Raw genomic sequence first — 15831 nt, forward strand, 5'->3', positions numbered from 1 at the left:
GCGTGCTCGGCACCCATGAAGGGGCACGCTCTGCGCTGGTGGAGCACGAGGTGGGGCAGCTGGATGATGAGGGTTTCGAGGATGCGTTCGCGGCAGCCCTTGTCGAGGCAGGGGGGAAGGTCGAGGCGCGGGGGCTGCTGGCCGGCCTGGGCGCCCACCTCGAGCTGGACCTGCCGATGATCGACCTGGTCCGCCGGATTCGTGCTGCAGGCGTACCGGTGGCGCTCGTCTCCAACTCCCTCGGTCGGGATTGTTATTCCCGCATCGACCTCGACGAACTCTTCGATGTCAGTGTGATCTCCGCTCAGGTGGGTGTACGTAAACCATCACGCGAGATCTACCGCATCGCGTGTGCTCGGCTCGGTGTGGCACCGGATGAGTGCCTTCTCGTCGACGACCTCGAGCACAACCTCGTCGGTGCTGCCCGTTTGGGGATCACCGGCATCCTCCACCGAACCGCCGAGGAGACGATCGGCGTCGTTCACGACCTCTTGCACCTTCCTGCCCCATCCGTCGCCGGCGAGTAGCCGGAACGCCATCAGAAAAGGACCACCACGATGTTTGAACTCAGCGAACGCGGACAGGACTACCGCGACCGTCTCCTCACCTTCATGGAAGAGCACGTCTACCCGGCCGAGAGCGTCTACCACGAGCAGATGCGTGCATCAAACGACGCGAACCACCAGCCGCAGATCCTCGAAGACCTCAAGGCGGAGGCGCGCAGCCAAGGCCTGTGGAACCTCTTCCACCCGCACCCCGAGTGGGGGCCGGGCCTGACCAACCTCGAGTACGCCCACCTGGCCGAGATCACCGGCCGCAGCCTCGAGATCGCACCCGAGGCCATCAACTGCAACGCCCCGGACACCGGCAACATGGAGGTGCTCACCCTCTTCGGCACCGACGAGCACAAGGAGAAGTACCTCAAGCCGCTGCTCGCCGGCGAGATGGCCTCCGCCTTCGCGATGACCGAGCCCGCCGTCGCGAGCTCCGACGCGACCAACATCGAGACCTGCATGGTGCGCGATGGTGACGAGTACGTTATCAACGGGCGCAAGTGGTGGACGTCGAACGCCTTGCACAAGAACTGCAAGGTCATGATCGTCATGGGCAAAACCGATCCAGACGCCCCCATTCACCGGCAGCAGTCGATGACGGTCGTGCCGATCGACACCCCGGGGGTGAAGATTGAACGTGGCCTGCCCGTCTTCGGCTACATGGACCGTGAAGGTCATGCGGAGGTGACCTTCACCGACGTGCGCGTGCCCGTCGACGCACTCCTCGCCGGCGAGGGGGATGGCTTCATGATCAGCCAGGCCCGCCTGGGGCCGGGCCGCATCCATCACTGCATGCGCGCCATCGGTGTCGCCGAGCGCGCCCTCGACCTGATGATCGACCGCGCGCAGTCGAGGGTCACCTTCGGCGAACCGCTGGCCAACCGCGCCAACGTCATGGACTGGGTGGCCGAGTCCCGCATCGAGATCGAGATGGCGCGGCTGCTCACCCTCAAGGCGGCACACATGATGGACACCGTCGGCAACAAGGTGGCGCGCACGGAGATCGCCGCGATCAAGGTCGCCGCGCCAAACGTCGCCCTCAAGGTGATCGATCGGGCCATCCAGGTGCACGGGGGCGGCGGCGTCAGCGACGATTTCCCGCTCGCCCAGTGGTACGCGCACATGCGTACGCTGCGCCTCGCGGACGGACCCGACGAGGTGCACAAGATGACCATCGCCCGTCGGGAGTACCGTCGCCGCGACCCGCAGTGGGGTAAGAAGTAAACCGATGGTCACCGAGGAAGGGGTCACCGTGAGTGACAAGAGCAGCAGCACGGCGATTGAGGGGCTCGACACCGAGGCGATGTCGCGGTGGATCGAGGGCCTCGACGCCGGGTTGGAGTCCCCGATGACCTTCCAGCGCGTGGGTCTGGGGCAGTCCAACCTCACCTTCCTCGTGACCGGGGCGAAGGGGGGTCGCTTGGTGCTGCGGCGACCCCCGCTCGGCGAGCTGCTGGCCTCCGCGCACGACGTCGCCCGCGAGCACCGCATCCTCTCGGCGCTGCAGGGCAGTGACGTGCCGCTGCCTGTGGTTCACGGGCTCTGCGAGGACCCGCAGGTCACCGACGTGCCGGTGCTCGCCGTGTCCTTCGTCGACGGGGCGGTGCTCGACGACCGCAGTGACGCCGAGAGGCTCTCGCCGTCGGCTCGCCACCGCGTCGGGCTCTCCCTCATCGAGACCCTCCGCGCGATCCACGCCGTCGACCTGGAGGAGGTCGGTCTGGCCGACCTGGCCAGTCACAAGCCGTATGGCGAGCGTCAGCTGCGTCGGTGGTCGCGGCAGTGGGAGCTCTCCCGCACCCGTGACCTGGCTGAGCTGGACCGGCTGACCGAACGCCTCACCGGGCTCGTCCCGCAGGCGGGCGAGATCACCCTCGTCCACGGCGACAGCCACCTGCGCAACATCATCATCGACCCCGCGGACGCGACGGTGCGGGCCATCCTGGACTGGGAGCTGTGCACGCTGGGGGATCCGCTGGCCGACCTCGGGACCGTCCTCGCGTACTGGCCGCAGGCGGGCGACCCGCCGACGATGCGCTTCAACGCCTCGACGGTGCCCGGCTTCGCGACGCGGGCCGAGCTGGTCGAGCACTACGCCACGGTCACCGGACGGGACGTCTCGTCCGTTCCCTTCTGGCACGGTCTCGGACTGTGGAAGCTCGCGATCATCCTCGAGGGGGTGCGACGGCGCCAGCTCGACGACCCGCGCAACCTCACCGCCGCGGGCCAGATCCCCGCCGAGGCGGTCGACCAGATCGTCGTCGCGGCGCACCACGTGCTGGATGAGACGGCGTAGCGACATACCATGACCGCCATGCCGAGCGACAGCGCCGCCAGCGACGCCCCCGATATGGTCGACCCCACCAAGCTGGGGTCGCAGCCACAGACCGCGCGTGGTCGTCGCACGCGCGATGCGCTCATCGCGGCGGCGCGGACGGTCTTCGAGCGCGACGGGTACGTCGACTCGCGCCTCGTCGACATCGCCGCCGAGGCGAAGTGCTCGATCGGGAGCTTCTACACCTGGTTCGACAGCAAGGACGAGGTCTTCGCGGCCGTGCTGCACGAGGCGCAGAGCGAGATGCTCCACCCGGGTACGGGTCGGATCGAGGCCTCCGATGACCCGATCGCCATCATCGCCGCGAGCAACCGTGCCTACTTCGAGGCCTACCGCCGCAATGCCCGGCTCAACCAGCTGCTGCTGCAGGTCGCTGCGGTCGATGCGCGCTTCCGGGAGATGCGTCGCGCTCGCGCCGACGCCTTCGTCACCCGCAACGCGCGGGCGATCGCCGAACTCCAGGAGCGGGGCCTGGCCGACCGTCGGGTGGACGCGACGATGGCCTCGATGGCCCTCTCCGGCATGATCTCCCGTCTTGCGCAGGACGTCTTCTCGTCCGACGTCGGGGTCCCTGTCGACGATCTCGTGGACACGGCCACCCGCCTGTGGACCAACGCGCTCGGACTGACCTCCCCGGAGCTGCGCGCGGACTGACCGCACATCTCGACCCACTCACGAAGGGGCCCGTCGCTCGCCAGCGACGGGCCCCCGTCGTGCGCGTGAGGAGCAATCCGGCGTGACCCTCACGAAGGGTGTGGACATCTATTGACTTCCCTTGGGACCTTTTCTATCCTCGGTTAAAGTTGAATCTGAACCCGGATTCATCATTCTCAATGAGGAGAAGCCAGATGGCCGCAGCACTGTTGAATCGCACCATCCGCTCTGTCGCCGTCCTGACCGGCGCCGGTCTCGTGGCCACGATGGCAGCCTGCGGGTCTTCCGGGGGAGGGGGTGGCTCCGACGAAGAGGGCACGATCGTCATCGGGTACTCGGCAGGGATCAGCGGCGGTGCTGCGGAGTACGGCAAGAACGTCCAGAACGGCCTGCAGATGGCCATCGACGAGATCAACGAGGCCGGGGTCGAGGTCGACGGCAAGGAGTACACGGTCAAGCTCGAGAGCCTCGACGACCAGTACCAGCCGGGGACGACCGGGACCAACGCCCAGCGCCTGGTCCAGAAGGAAGGCGCCGTCGTCGTCTTCATCCCGCACGCCGGCGGCATCAAGGCGGCGCAGGAGCTCAACTCCACCGGTCGGGCCGACTTCCTCATCGGCGCCTACAGCTCCGACCCGGACATCCTCGCGGCGAACAACCCGCTCACGGTGATGATCCCGCCGTCCTTCGTCAGCTACATCGACCCCTTCATCGCCAAGGCCGACACCCAGGGCAAGGGCAAGCTCGGCCTGCTCGCCACTGCCAGTGAGTTCGGCCAGGAGTGGACCAAGCACGCGACGAAGGCCTGGGAGGAGGCCGGTGGCGAGGTGCTGTCCAACAACAACATCAACTACGGCACCGTCTCCGACTTCGCCGGCCCGGTCTCCAAGACGCTCTCGGAGAAGCCCGACGTTATCCTCGTCGGCGGCCCCTCGCAGCCGACGGCGATCATCATCGAGGAGGCCCGCAAGCAGGGCTTCAAGGGCTCCTTCATGATCCTCGACCAGGCGAAGTACGAGGAGCTCGAGGAGTTCACCGACCCGAAGAACCTCAACAACTCGGTCGGGATCGCGGCCCTGAACCAGTTCGACGGGACCGAGGACTTCATCGCGAAGTACAAGGAGAAGTTCTCCTCGGACAAGCCGGTCAACGCCGACATCGCGCTGAACTACCAGGCGCTGCCGATCTTCATCAAGGCGATGGAGACTGCTGGGACCACGGACGACCCTGAGGCGATCCGCGAGGCGATGGGCGAGAGCATCACCGAGGTCGACGAGTCCTTCCGGGTGGCCTTCGCCCCGGACCGGATCACCGACAAGGGCCACCTCATCGCCGAGGACCTCATGGCGAGCCACCGCACCAAGGATGGCGAGTACGAGGTCTTCCCGATCGAGCAGCCCAAGGAGTGAGCCGGCTGGCCCCCGTGGCACGCCACGGGGGCCGGCGCCTCCTTCCTGCCAACCTTCCACATCCACTCAGGGGTGACAGGTGACTCTCTTCATTCAGCAGTTGATCAACGGCTTGGCCCTCGGCGGCATCTACTGCCTGGCCGCGGTCGGTCTGACCCTCGTCTTCGGTGTCCTGGGCTTCCCCAACCTCGCCCACGGTGCCCTCTACATGCTCGGCGGCTACTTCACCTACGCGATGCTCGTCGACGTCGGCCTGCCCTACGTGGTGGCGATCGTCATCGCCGCGGCGATCCTCGCCGTGATCGGCATCGCCTTCGAACGCTTGATCTTCCACCCGCTGCGCAATGCGCCGCACACCCACCACATGATCGCGACCGTGGGCGTGATGTTCTTCCTCATCTCCCTGGTCCAAGAGGTGTGGGGCACCGGGTTCCTGCGGATGGACTCCCCCTTCGGCGGGCGGTTGACGCTCGGCGGTGCACAGATCTCGACCCAGCGGATCATCATCATCGTCACCGCCGTCATCGTGCTGCTCGCCCTGACCTGGTTCCTCAAGCGGTCGGTGCACGGCCAGGCGATCGAAGCGGTCGAGCAGGACCGCACCGGCGCCGCGCTCGTGGGGATCAACCCGAGCGTCGTGTCGATGGTGACCTTCGCGGTGTCCTTCGCGCTCGTGGCGATCTCCGCCGGGCTCGTGGCACCCATCCAGCTGCTCTCCCCGACCATGGGTGAGTCGCTGAACCTGATCGTCTTCGCGATCATCATCCTCGGCGGCCTGGGTTCCCTGCCCGGAGCGATCATCGGCGGCTTCGCCATCGCGACCGCCGAGACCATGGCCTCGACGTACATCTCCGTGGCGGCCGGTGAGGCGGCGATCTTCGTCGTCCTCATGGCGGTCCTGGCCATCCGGCCCACGGGCATCTTCGGAACGGTGGAACAGCGATGAGTCGGATCAACCCGCGACTGCTGGGCGCCGCGCTCATCGCGATCGCCTTCCTCGTGGCACCCTTCGTCCTGAGCGGACAGCCCTACCTCCTGCGGATCGTGACGATGGCTGCCATCTACGCGATCGCGGCCTACGGGCTGAACATCATCCTCGGTCTGACCGGACAGCTGTCCCTGGCACACGGTGCCTTCTTCGGCGTCGGTGCCTACATCGTCGGGCTCCTGACGACCGACTACGACTGGTCCTTCTGGGGCTCCTTCCTCCTGGCGATCGCCGTGACGACCCTCCTCGGGTACGCCTCCGGACTGATCGCGCTGCGGACGCAGGGCGCCTACTTCGCGATCTTCACGATGGCGTTGGGCTTCCTGATCTTCATCATCGTCACCCGTTGGGAGAGCGTCACCCACGCGCACTCCGGCGTCAGCGGGGTGAAGTTGCCGGAGGCCATCGGGCCGATCGACTTCTCCGAGCCGACGGCCCTGTACTACCTGGTCCTGTTCTTCCTCGGCGGCGCGGCGTACACCACGCACGCGGTGCTCAACTCGAGCTCGGGTCGCGCACTGGTGGCCATCCGCACCTCCGAGGACCTGGCCAAGTCGATCGGTGTCAACGTCGCCCTGAACAAGCAGCTGGCCTTCACGGCCTCCGCGGGTACGGCCGGACTGGCGGGTGGACTCTTCGCCTCGCTCACCGGCTTCATCGGGCCGGACCTGGCCGGGATCGACCTGACCTTCACGTTCCTGCTCTACCTGCTCATCGGCGGGATGGGGACCGTGACGGGGCCGATCGTCGGCACCGTGCTCGTGACCTTCCTCTTCGAGATGCTGCAGGACCTGGAGTCCTACCGCTTCATCGTCCTGGGTCCGATCATCGTCCTGCTCGTGATCTTCGCCCCCAAAGGCATCGTCGGCTACCTCAACGCGATGCTCACGGCCCGTCGTCGAGGATCACACCGCAGTGGCAACAACACGCCCGAGCCGCCCGTGGAGACCGACGCGACGTCGGCCGGCCTCCGCCCGAGCCCCAACGAGGTGCACTGATGCTGCTCCAGGTACGCGAACTGAGCAAGAACTTCGGCGGTCTCGCCGCCGTCAAGGACGTCTCCTTCGACGTCCCGCAGGGGCAGGTCACGGCCGTCATCGGTCCGAACGGGGCCGGCAAGTCGACCCTGTTCAACCTCCTCGCCGGCTTCTACACGCCGACGAGCGGGTCAGTGACCTTCGAAGGGAGGGACATCACCCGTATGAAGCCGCACCAGACGGTGGGGGAGGGCATCGCACGCACGTTCCAGACCACTCATCTCTTCGACGGGGCGACCACGCTGGACAACGTCCTGGCGGCGTGCGCAGTCCGGTCCCGGTCGCACGCCCTCGACGCGGTGCTCCACACCCCGCGGCACCGACGCGATGAGCGGCGCAGCCTGGACACGGCCCTGAGGGAGCTCGAGTTCGTAGGGGCGGTGCACCTCAAGGACGAGATCGCCTCGACCTTGCCACAGGAGTCGCAGAAGCGGATCTCGCTGGCGCAGGCGCTGGCGACCGAGCCGCGGCTGCTGCTGCTCGACGAACCGGCGGCCGGGACGACGGACGAGGAGACGGAGGCCTTCGGGGATCTGATCCGACAGGTCATCGACCGCGGCATCACGGTGTGCCTGGTCGAGCACAAGATGTCCATGGTGATGAACCTCGCCGACCAGATCGTCGTCCTCGACCACGGTCAGCGGATCGCCATCGGCACCCCCGAGCAGATCAAGAACGACCCGCTCGTCATCGAGGCCTACCTCGGTGCCGACGCGGATTCGGCAGGAGCGACCTCATGATGACCGTCACCGGACTCTGTGCCGGGTACGAAGCAGGCGACGTCCTCCACGGCGTCGACATCACGGCCGGTGCCGGTGAGCTCACCGTCATCCTCGGCGCCAACGGGTCGGGCAAGTCGACCCTCTTCCGGACCATCAGCGGTGTGCTGCGGCCGAGCGGCGGCCGTATCGAGTTCGAGGGGGAGGACTGCACGCGCAGCACCACGGCGGCGATGGTCCGCAAGGGCCTGGCGCACTGCCCCGAGGGGCGGCACCTCTTCCCCCGGATGTCGGTGGAGAAGAACCTGCTGCTCGGTGCCTACGTCGGCCGGCGGGACAAGGACCGCGTCCAGACCCTGCTCGAGCGCACCTACGAGCTCTTCCCGATCCTGAGGGACAAGAGCAGGCAGCCCGCTGGCTCGTTGTCCGGTGGGCAGCAGCAGATGGTGGCCATCGGCCGCGCTTTGATGTCGGATCCGAAGATGCTGATCCTCGACGAGCCGTCCATGGGGTTGGCGCCCCTGGTCACGCAGCAGGTCTTCGACGCGATCGTCGGGATCAACAAGGAGGGGATCGGCGTGGTGCTCGCCGAGCAGAACGCCAAGTCCGCTCTGAAGGTCGCCTCGACCGGTTACGTCCTGGCGGAGGGCCGTGTGGTCCTGTCCGGGGCGGCCGGGGAGCTGGCGAGCGACCCTGCGGTGCAACAGGCATACCTCGGCGTGTGACCCGCGCGCGCACGACGAAGGACGCCCGACCGGGTTCACCGGTCGGGCGTCCTTCGTCGTGGGGGAGTCGTGCCCGGGGTCACCGGGCGATGGTGACCCCGCCGTCGACGGTGAGGGTGGTGCCGACGACGTAGTCACCCGCGGTCGAGGCGAGGTACACCGCGGCGGCGGCCATGTCCTCGTCCCGACCGATGCGGCCGGAAGGGATCTTCCCGGCGATCTCGTCGGCGTGGTCGCGCGCCTCCTTGTTCATGGTCGACGCGAAGGCTCCCGGAGCGATGGCGCTGACGACGATGCCCTCCGGGGCGAGACGCACGGCCATCCGCTTGGTCAGATGGATGATCCCCGCCTTGCTCGCGTGGTACGAGTACGTCTCCAGCGGGTTGAGCGACAGGCCGTCGATCGAGCCGATGTTGATGACCTTGGCCAGGTGCCCGCCGCGCTCGTGGGCCGCGAGGAGCAGGTCCTTGGCCTGCTGGGTGAGGAAGAAGGGGGTCTTGACGTTGAGGTTCATGACCTTGTCCCACCCGTCTTCGGGGAACTCGTCGAAGTTGGCTCCCCACGCCGCCCCGGCGTTGTTGACGAGGATGTCGAGGTGGTCCTCGCGCTCGCGGAAGGCCTCGAGCAGCCCGGCGATGCCCGCCGTGCTGGACACGTCGGCCGGGAGCGCGACGCACCGGCCCGTGCCGTACTGCTGCGACAGCTCAGCGGCGGTGGCCTCGCAGGCCTCGGCCTTGCGGGCGGTGATGTAGACGCGGGCTCCTTGGCTCAGCAGGCCCTCGGTGATCATCCGGCCGATGCCGCGGGAACCGCCGGTGACGAGCGCGACACGCCCGTCGAGGGAGAAGAGGGAGGTGAAGTCCATGTGCAGTCCTTGCGTCGGAGGGGTGGATGGTGCTGACTCGACCGTAGCGGGACTTGAATCTTGGTTCAAGAACAAGTTGAGGTCAGATTCATGTTGTGGGAAGGTGGCACCACCCTTCCCCGCAGCACCATCAGGAGTTCGCATGAGCTGGTCGTCCCAAGAGATCCGTCTGGCCGAGCGCCCCCACGGGCGGCCGAGTGACAGCACGTGGGAGCTCGCCTCTGCCGGGGTCCCCGAGCCCGGTGACGGTGAGTTCGTCGTGCGGATCCAGCTGATCTCCCTCGACCCGGCCATGCGCGGCTGGCTCAACGACGTGCGCTCCTACATCCCGCCGGTGCGTATCGGCGCGGTCATGCGCGCCTTCGCCGCGGGAGAGGTCATCGCCTCCCGGCACGAGGGCTTCGCCGTCGGGGACGCCGTGAGCGGCACCTTCGGCGTCCGTGAGTACGCGCTCTCCGACGGCAAGGGGGTAGAAAAGCTCGACCTCGACGTCGCGCCCATGAGCACCTGGCTCGGTGCGCTCGGCATGCCCGGGATGACCGCGTACTTCGGTCTCGAGGACGTCTGTCAGCCGCAGGCCGGTGAGACCGTGCTCGTCTCCGCGGCCGCCGGAGCGGTCGGCAGCACCGTCGCCCAGCTCGCCGAGGCCAAGGGGTGCCGTGTCATCGGTGTCGCCGGCGGTCCCGACAAGGTCGCCTGGCTGCGTGAGCTCGGCCTCGACGAGGTCATCGACCACAAGGAGGGTGACCTGCTGCGTCAGGTCCGTCGCGCGGCCCCCGACGGTGTCGACGTGTACTTCGACAACGTCGGCGGCGAGCTGCTCGACGCCGCGCTGGCCAGCCTCGCCCGTGGCGCCCGGATCGCGATCTGCGGCGCGATCTCGACCTACAACGACGAGACCCTGGCCGAGGGGCCGAAGCGCTACATGTCACTGCTCGTCTTCCGGGCGCGGATGCAGGGCTTCCTCGCCTCGGACTACCTCGACCGGTACCCCGAGGGCATCGCCGCGATCTCGGCCCTGATCAAGCAGGGCACGTTCGTCGCCACCGAGACGGTGCTCGAGGGCGGTGTCGCCGGGTTCCCGGACGCACTGCTCGGCCTCTTCGACGGGGTCAACACCGGCAAGCTCCTCCTCAAGGTCTGACCACCATCACCCACAAGGACGTGACCATGCGCGCCATCCACATCTCCACCCTCGACGGACCCGACGCGGTCGAGGTCGTCGACATCCCCGAGCCGTCCAACGCCTCCTTGGTGACGATCGCGGTCAAGGCTGCGGGGGTCGCCTTCCCGGAGCTGCTCCAGACCCGGGGGCTCTACCAGGTCAAGCCCGACCTCCCCTTCGTGCCCGGGGCCGAGGTCGCCGGCGTGGTCGAGAGCGCCCCCGAAGGCAGTGGCTTCTCCCCGGGTGACCGGGTGGCCGCGCTGTCGCTGCTCGGTGGCTTCGCGGAGAAGGCCCAGGCGCAGGTCGACCTGACCTTCCCCCTTCCGGACGAGGTCTCCTTCGAGGAAGCCGCCTCCTTCACCTTCAACTACGCGACGGTCTACTTCGCGCTGATCGAGCGCGGCGGGCTGGCCGAGGGCGAGACCGTGCTCGTGCACGGTGCCTCCGGCGGCATCGGGACGGCCGCGATCCAGATGGCCAAGGCCTTCGGTGCCGGTCGTGTGATCGGCGTGGTCTCCACGGAGGCGAAGGGGGAGATCGCCCGGTCCGCGGGTGCGGACGAGATCGTCCTCGCCGACGGTTTCCTCGAGTCGGTCGGCAAGGCGAGCGTCGACATCGTCGTCGACCCGGTCGGAGGTGACCGCTTCACCGACTCCCTTCGCTCGCTCAAGGAGCACGGCCGACTGCTGGTCATCGGCTTCACCGCCGGCGAGATCCCGACGGTCAAGGTCAACCGGCTGCTGCTGAACAACATCTCGGTGCTCGGCGTCGGCTGGGGTGCCTACGCGATGCGCCGCCCCGGCCACGTGAAGAAGGAGTGGGAAGCGATGCTCCCGCACCTGCGCAGCGGGGCGCTCAGCCCGGTCGTCGGTGCCACCCACGCCCTCGACGACGCCGCGACCGCCCTGAAGTCCCTCGAAGGTCGCACGGTCACCGGGAAGGTCGTGCTGCTGCCGTGATCGCCCTGCTGCCTTCCGTGGAGGAGGTCCTGGAGCTGCCCGCCGCCCGTCGCGTGGTCGCCCCGCCCGAGTGGGAGGACGGCAACGGCCACGTCAACGTCACCCACTTCTACCGCTTCCACATGGAGGCGGCCGAGGCCGAGCTCATCCGCGTCGGCGTCGAGGACACCTACCGTGAGGACCGGGGTCTGAGCGTCTTCAGCATGGAGCAGCACCTGCGCTACCTCGCCGAGGTGCGCATCGGGGAGGAGATCTCCGCGCACGTGCGCTGGCTGGACCGAGGGGACAAGGTCTTCCACGGCATCTCCGTCGTCGTCAACCACACGACCGGTGCGCTCGCCAACACCGTCGAGTTCGTCGAGGGACACGTCGACCTGCGGACCCGGCGGTTGGCGCCGTTCCCGTCCGACCTCGCCGAGCGCATCGACGCCGAGCTGGAGCGGCACCGGTCCCTGCCGTGGTCGCTCCCTCTCGCCGGCCCCATGGGCGTTCGCCGCTGAACGCTGCTGACGACGACACCCCTGACGATCCGCGAGGGCGGGTCGTCAGGGGTGTCGTCGTCAGGGGTGGCCCCGAGCCGGGCGAGCGCCGCTGCGTGCAGCGAGTGCACGCTGCCTCGAGGGCGTCATGGACGCCATCAACGAGGAACCGGCGCCGTCCGCAGCACCAGATCTGCAGACGACGCCGGTGGCGAGGTGGCGGGTCAGACGCTGAAGCGGCCGATCGAGTTGGCGATGAGGATCGGCTTGTCGATCCCGTCGGCCTCGACCGTGAGCTTGGTGACCACGTTGACCTGGCCGGGGGAGGTCTCCTCGACGTCGGTCACCTCCGCGCGCATCCGGATGCGCGAGTCCACCGGGAGCGGGTGGAGGAAGCGGATCCGGTCGTAGCCGTAGTTGAGGCTGTGGGTGAACCCGTCGAAGGCCATGAGCTCCTCGAAGAACGCGGGCGTGCGCGAGAGGCTGTAGAGGCCGTGCGCGATCGTCGAGCCGAAGGGGCTGTCCTTCGCGCGCTCGGGGTCGACGTGGATCCACTGGTGGTCACCGGTCAGGTCGGCGAAGCCGTCGATGGCGGCCTGGTCGACGACGTGCCACTCGGTGGGGCCGAGCTCGACGCCGACGAGGTCCTTGAGGTCCTGTACGGAGGTCGGGCGGTGCTGTGCGGTCTGGGTCATGGTGAGCTCCTTCGGTCACGACGGGAATGCCTCGAACCTAGTTGAACATGAAGACGGGTTCAAGTATGGTCGAGAAATCCCGCCGTCGAGACCACAGGAGCTCTCACATGACCACTGACCAGCAGCGCGTCGCCGTCGTCACCGGTGCGGCCCGAGGGATCGGAGCGGGCATCGCTCGCCGCCTCGCCGCCGACGGGATGGCCGTCGCCGTCCTCGACCTCGACGAGTCGGCCTGCGTGCCGGTGGTCGAGGAGATCACCGCCGCCGGTGGTCGGGCGCTCGCCGTGGGCGCGGACGTCTCCGACCCGGAGCAGGTCGAGACCGCCGTCCGACGCATCGCCGACGAGCTCGGCGCGCCGACCGTCCTGGTCAACAACGCCGGCATCATCCGGGACAACCTGATCTTCAAGATGTCCGTCGAGGACTGGGACTCGGTCATGGCCGTGCACCTGCGTGGCGCCTTCCTCATGACCAAGGCCTGCCAGGCGTACATGACCCAGGAGAAGTACGGCCGCATCGTCAACCTCTCCTCGACCTCGGCCCAGGGCAACCGCGGCCAGACCAACTACTCCGCCGCCAAGGCCGGCATGCAGGGCTTCACCAAGACCCTGGCCATCGAGCTGGGCAAGTTCGGCGTCACCGCCAACGCGATCGCCCCCGGCTTCATCGAGACCGAGATGACCGCCGAGACCGCGGCCCGGACCGGCATCAGCTTCGATGACCTGAAGAAGGCGGCGAGTGAGCGGGCCGCGGTCGCCCGCACCGGCAAGCCCGAGGACATCGCGCACGCCGTCTCCTTCTTCGTCAGCGAGGGGGCTGGCTTCACCACCGGCCAGGTCCTCTACGTCGCCGGCAACCCCTGCGACTGATGGCGGCCGGAATGCAGGTCGCGGACAAGGTCGCGGTCGTCACCGGCGCGGCCGGCGGCATCGGCGCGGCGCTGGCCGAGGCGCTCCTCGAGGCCGGCGCGCGGGTGGTCGTCTCCGACCTCGACGAGAACCGGCTGACCGCTACCGCTGAGCGGCTCGCCGCGACGGCGGGGGCGGAGTCGGTCGTCGCCGTCGCGGGCGACGCCTCGAACGACGCCGACATCGCCCGGATGATCACGGCGGCCAAGGAGCAGCTCGGCGGCGACGTCGACATCTACTTCGCCAACGCAGGGGTCGGTGACGGATCCGGTCTGGAGGCCACCGACGAGCAGTGGGCGCTCGCCCTCGACGTCAACCTCCTCGCCCACACCCGGGCGGCACGCCAGCTCGTCCCCGGGTGGGTCGAGCGCGGGAGCGGCTACTTCGTCTCCACGGCCTCGGCCGCCGGTCTGCTCACGCAGATCGGCTCGGCCACGTACTCGGTTACCAAGCACGGCGCGGTCGGCTTCGCCGAGTGGCTCGCGGTGGCCTACGGCGACCAGGGCGTCGGTGTCAGCTGCCTGTGCCCGATGGGCGTCGACACCGACATGCTGCGCTCCGGCATGAGCACCTCCGACGGCGAAGGGGGTCGGGTCGCCGCCGCGGCGGTGACCGGCGCCGGCGAGGTGCTCGCGCCGCGCGACGTGGCCGACCAGGTCCTCGCCGCGGTCGCCGAGGGCACCTTCCTGATCACCCCGCACGCCGATGTGCGCGAGATGCAGCGCCGCAAGGTCGATGACCCCGACCGGTGGATCCGCGGCATGCAGCGCTACCAGCGTCACCTGAGAGGAGAATCCCGATGACCAACGCCGCCGACCTCGTCTGGCGCTGGGCCGACGAGACGCCCGACGCCGATGCCGTGCGCGAGCGTGAGCGCTCGTGGACCTTCGTCGAGCTGCGCACCGCGGTCCGCGGGGCGATGGAGGAGCTCACCGCACGGGGCGTGCGCCGCGGTGACCGGGTCCTCATGGTCGTTCCGACGGCCGCGGAGTTCATCATCACCTACTACGCGACCCTCGCCCTCGGGGCGACGGCCGTGACGGTCAACCCGCTGTGCACCCAGCGCGAACTGACCCACTTCGTCGAGGACGCCGGGTGCAGCACCGCGCTCGGCTGGCACGAGACCGCTGGGGCCGTCACCGCGACCGCCGCTGCGGCTGACATCCCGCTCTGGGTGCTCGAGCCGGACTGCGTCCCGGCACCCGAGGGTGCACCCGACCCGGCTGACCTGGCCACCGATGCCCCCGCCGTCCTGCTCTACACCTCGGGGACGACGGGCGCGCCCAAGGGCGCGATCCTCACCCACGGCAACCTCCTGTCCTGCGGCGCGTCCCTCGCGGAGGCGCTCGACCTCGGGCCGGGGGAGAGCATGGGCACGGCACTCCCGCTCTTCCACGTCTTCGGTCAGTCGTCGGTGATGTCGACCGTCTACACCTCTGGTGGGTGCATGTCCCTGCAGCGGCCCTTCGATCCGGCGGGGCTGCTGCGCATGGCCGCCGACGAGCAGCTGACCGCGGTCGCCGGCGTCCCGACGATGTGGAACGCCATGCTCCACGCCGAGACGGACGTGACCCGCGAGGACCTCGCCTCCCTGCGCATCGCGTCGTCGGGAGGGGCCGCGCTGCCGCTGTCGGTGGGGCAGGCCTTCCACGAGCGTTTCGGCGCCACGGTCCTCGACGGCTACGGGCTGAGCGAGACCGCGGGCGCGGCGAGCTTCAACCGGGAGATCCACCCGCGCAAGGAGATGAGCGTCGGCCGCGCGCTGCCCGGTGGCTCGCTCGCGATCCTCGACGAGCAGGGCCGGGAGCTGCCGCCCGGCGAGACCGGCGAGGTGGCCATCCAGGGCCCCTACGTGATGAGCGGCTACTGGAACCGGCCCGAGGCGACCGCAGCGGCCTTCTCCGGCGACTGGTTCCTCACCGGTGACATCGGTCGGATGGACGAGGACGGTGACCTGTGGATTCTCGACCGCATGAAGGACCTAGTCATCCGTGGTGGCTACAACGTCTATCCCCGCGAAGTCGAGGAGGTCCTCTACAACCACCCCGATGTCCTCGAAGCGGCGGTGATCGGAGTCCCCGACGAGCAGCTGGGCGAGGAGATAGCGGCCGTGGTCACCCCGCAGCCCGGCTCGACGATTGTCCCCGCCGACCTGCGTGCGTGGCTCTCCGAGCAGCTCGCCGCCTACAAGGTCCCGCGGATCTACCAGGTAGTCGAAGCTCTCCCCAAGGGGGCGACCGGAAAGATCCTCAAGCGTCAGATCGACCGCGGCGACATCGCGGCAACCGGTGAACGGCCCGCCCGGACCGCCACCCCCACCACCTGAACGAAGGGAGCGA

At 68.5% G+C, this 15831-nt stretch carries 17 protein-coding genes; 15 read left to right on the forward strand and 2 right to left on the reverse strand.

Annotated features, from left to right (window positions below; genetic code table 11):
- The 9 genes from KHA85_RS12580 to KHA85_RS12620 form a co-directional block, all read left to right on the forward strand.
- A partial coding sequence (locus KHA85_RS12580) for an HAD family hydrolase (protein WP_213186037.1) occupies positions 1-527 on the forward strand: 527 nt, incomplete at its 5' end.
- Between the two features lie 30 nt (positions 528-557).
- A complete protein-coding gene (locus KHA85_RS12585) occupies positions 558-1778 on the forward strand; it encodes an acyl-CoA dehydrogenase family protein (RefSeq protein WP_213186038.1) in 1221 nt (406 codons plus the stop codon).
- Positions 1779-1782: 4 nt separating this feature from the next.
- Positions 1783-2850 (forward strand): phosphotransferase family protein, encoded by a 1068-nt coding sequence (locus tag KHA85_RS12590; protein ID WP_120285589.1) that lies wholly within the window; start codon positions 1783-1785, stop codon positions 2848-2850.
- A 9-nt stretch (positions 2851-2859) separates the two neighbouring features.
- Positions 2860-3543 carry a TetR/AcrR family transcriptional regulator gene (locus tag KHA85_RS12595; RefSeq protein WP_213186039.1) on the forward strand — a complete coding sequence of 228 codons (684 nt, stop codon included), beginning with the start codon at positions 2860-2862 and terminating at the stop codon, positions 3541-3543.
- A gap of 194 nt (positions 3544-3737) precedes the next feature.
- A complete protein-coding gene (locus KHA85_RS12600) occupies positions 3738-4952 on the forward strand; it encodes an ABC transporter substrate-binding protein (RefSeq protein ID WP_213186040.1) in 1215 nt (404 codons plus the stop codon).
- A 79-nt stretch (positions 4953-5031) separates the two neighbouring features.
- Positions 5032-5898: a branched-chain amino acid ABC transporter permease gene (locus tag KHA85_RS12605; protein ID WP_213186041.1), complete on the forward strand. Its 867-nt coding sequence runs from the start codon at positions 5032-5034 to the stop codon at positions 5896-5898.
- Positions 5895-6938 (forward strand): branched-chain amino acid ABC transporter permease, encoded by a 1044-nt coding sequence (locus KHA85_RS12610; RefSeq protein WP_213186042.1) that lies wholly within the window; start codon positions 5895-5897, stop codon positions 6936-6938. Before KHA85_RS12605 ends, KHA85_RS12610 begins: the two co-directional genes overlap by 4 nt.
- Positions 6938-7717: an ABC transporter ATP-binding protein gene (locus KHA85_RS12615; RefSeq protein WP_213186058.1), complete on the forward strand. Its 780-nt coding sequence runs from the start codon at positions 6938-6940 to the stop codon at positions 7715-7717. Before KHA85_RS12610 ends, KHA85_RS12615 begins: the two co-directional genes overlap by 1 nt.
- Positions 7714-8421, forward strand: coding sequence for an ABC transporter ATP-binding protein (locus KHA85_RS12620; protein WP_213186043.1), 708 nt, complete (start codon positions 7714-7716; stop codon positions 8419-8421). The genes KHA85_RS12615 and KHA85_RS12620 overlap by 4 nt, the downstream gene beginning before the upstream one ends.
- Before the next feature lie 79 nt (positions 8422-8500).
- Here the strand turns inward: KHA85_RS12620 and KHA85_RS12625 are convergent, their stop codons facing one another.
- Positions 8501-9286 (reverse strand): SDR family oxidoreductase, encoded by a 786-nt coding sequence (locus tag KHA85_RS12625; protein ID WP_213186044.1) that lies wholly within the window; start codon positions 9284-9286, stop codon positions 8501-8503.
- 142 nt (positions 9287-9428) lie between these two features.
- On the opposite strand from KHA85_RS12625, the gene KHA85_RS12630 reads away from it, so the two are divergent.
- The 3 genes from KHA85_RS12630 to KHA85_RS12640 are packed head-to-tail and all read left to right on the forward strand — an operon-like array spanning position 9429 to position 11910.
- On the forward strand, positions 9429-10430 hold the full coding sequence (locus KHA85_RS12630; protein ID WP_213186045.1) for an NADP-dependent oxidoreductase: 1002 nt from the start codon (positions 9429-9431) through the stop codon (positions 10428-10430).
- Positions 10431-10456: 26 nt separating this feature from the next.
- Positions 10457-11410 (forward strand): NADPH:quinone oxidoreductase family protein, encoded by a 954-nt coding sequence (locus tag KHA85_RS12635; protein ID WP_120285580.1) that lies wholly within the window; start codon positions 10457-10459, stop codon positions 11408-11410.
- Complete coding sequence (locus KHA85_RS12640) at positions 11407-11910, forward strand: thioesterase family protein (protein WP_185952163.1); 504 nt, start codon at positions 11407-11409, stop codon at positions 11908-11910. The genes KHA85_RS12635 and KHA85_RS12640 overlap by 4 nt, the downstream gene beginning before the upstream one ends.
- Before the next feature lie 203 nt (positions 11911-12113).
- On the opposite strand, the gene KHA85_RS12645 is transcribed toward KHA85_RS12640, so the two are convergent.
- A complete protein-coding gene (locus KHA85_RS12645) occupies positions 12114-12584 on the reverse strand; it encodes a MaoC family dehydratase (RefSeq protein WP_120285578.1) in 471 nt (156 codons plus the stop codon).
- Positions 12585-12691: 107 nt separating this feature from the next.
- Here KHA85_RS12645 and KHA85_RS12650 point away from each other — a divergent pair, with 107 nt between their 5' ends.
- From KHA85_RS12650 to KHA85_RS12660, 3 genes are read left to right on the forward strand one after another with little or no spacing between them, the layout of a single operon-like run.
- Entirely contained in the window at positions 12692-13453 is a 762-nt protein-coding gene (locus tag KHA85_RS12650; protein WP_213186046.1) for an SDR family oxidoreductase, read from the forward strand.
- A gap of 11 nt (positions 13454-13464) precedes the next feature.
- On the forward strand, positions 13465-14295 hold the full coding sequence (locus tag KHA85_RS12655; protein ID WP_213186059.1) for an SDR family oxidoreductase: 831 nt from the start codon (positions 13465-13467) through the stop codon (positions 14293-14295).
- A complete protein-coding gene (locus KHA85_RS12660) occupies positions 14292-15818 on the forward strand; it encodes a class I adenylate-forming enzyme family protein (protein WP_213186047.1) in 1527 nt (508 codons plus the stop codon). The genes KHA85_RS12655 and KHA85_RS12660 overlap by 4 nt, the downstream gene beginning before the upstream one ends.
- Positions 15819-15831 lie beyond the last annotated feature (13 nt).

Origin of the sequence: Dietzia massiliensis (genome assembly GCF_018390595.1) — a bacterium.
GTDB classification, from domain to species: Bacteria; Actinomycetota; Actinomycetes; order Mycobacteriales; family Mycobacteriaceae; genus Dietzia; species Dietzia massiliensis.

Bases quoted from the DNA above. Each gene is read 5' to 3' on its own strand.
- KHA85_RS12585 (WP_213186038.1), top strand. From the start codon at position 558: ATGTTTGAACTCAGCGAACGCGGACAGGACTACCGCGACCGTCTCCTC.
- KHA85_RS12590 (WP_120285589.1), top strand. From the start codon at position 1,783: ATGGTCACCGAGGAAGGGGTCACCGTGAGTGACAAGAGCAGCAGCACG.
- KHA85_RS12595 (WP_213186039.1), top strand. From the start codon at position 2,860: ATGACCGCCATGCCGAGCGACAGCGCCGCCAGCGACGCCCCCGATATG.
- KHA85_RS12600 (WP_213186040.1), top strand. From the start codon at position 3,738: ATGGCCGCAGCACTGTTGAATCGCACCATCCGCTCTGTCGCCGTCCTG.
- KHA85_RS12610 (WP_213186042.1), top strand. From the start codon at position 5,895: ATGAGTCGGATCAACCCGCGACTGCTGGGCGCCGCGCTCATCGCGATC.
- KHA85_RS12615 (WP_213186058.1), top strand. From the start codon at position 6,938: ATGCTGCTCCAGGTACGCGAACTGAGCAAGAACTTCGGCGGTCTCGCC.
- KHA85_RS12620 (WP_213186043.1), top strand. From the start codon at position 7,714: ATGATGACCGTCACCGGACTCTGTGCCGGGTACGAAGCAGGCGACGTC.
- KHA85_RS12625 (WP_213186044.1), bottom strand. From the start codon at position 9,286: ATGGACTTCACCTCCCTCTTCTCCCTCGACGGGCGTGTCGCGCTCGTC.
- KHA85_RS12630 (WP_213186045.1), top strand. From the start codon at position 9,429: ATGAGCTGGTCGTCCCAAGAGATCCGTCTGGCCGAGCGCCCCCACGGG.
- KHA85_RS12635 (WP_120285580.1), top strand. From the start codon at position 10,457: ATGCGCGCCATCCACATCTCCACCCTCGACGGACCCGACGCGGTCGAG.
- KHA85_RS12645 (WP_120285578.1), bottom strand. From the start codon at position 12,584: ATGACCCAGACCGCACAGCACCGCCCGACCTCCGTACAGGACCTCAAG.
- KHA85_RS12650 (WP_213186046.1), top strand. From the start codon at position 12,692: ATGACCACTGACCAGCAGCGCGTCGCCGTCGTCACCGGTGCGGCCCGA.
- KHA85_RS12655 (WP_213186059.1), top strand. From the start codon at position 13,465: ATGCAGGTCGCGGACAAGGTCGCGGTCGTCACCGGCGCGGCCGGCGGC.
- KHA85_RS12660 (WP_213186047.1), top strand. From the start codon at position 14,292: ATGACCAACGCCGCCGACCTCGTCTGGCGCTGGGCCGACGAGACGCCC.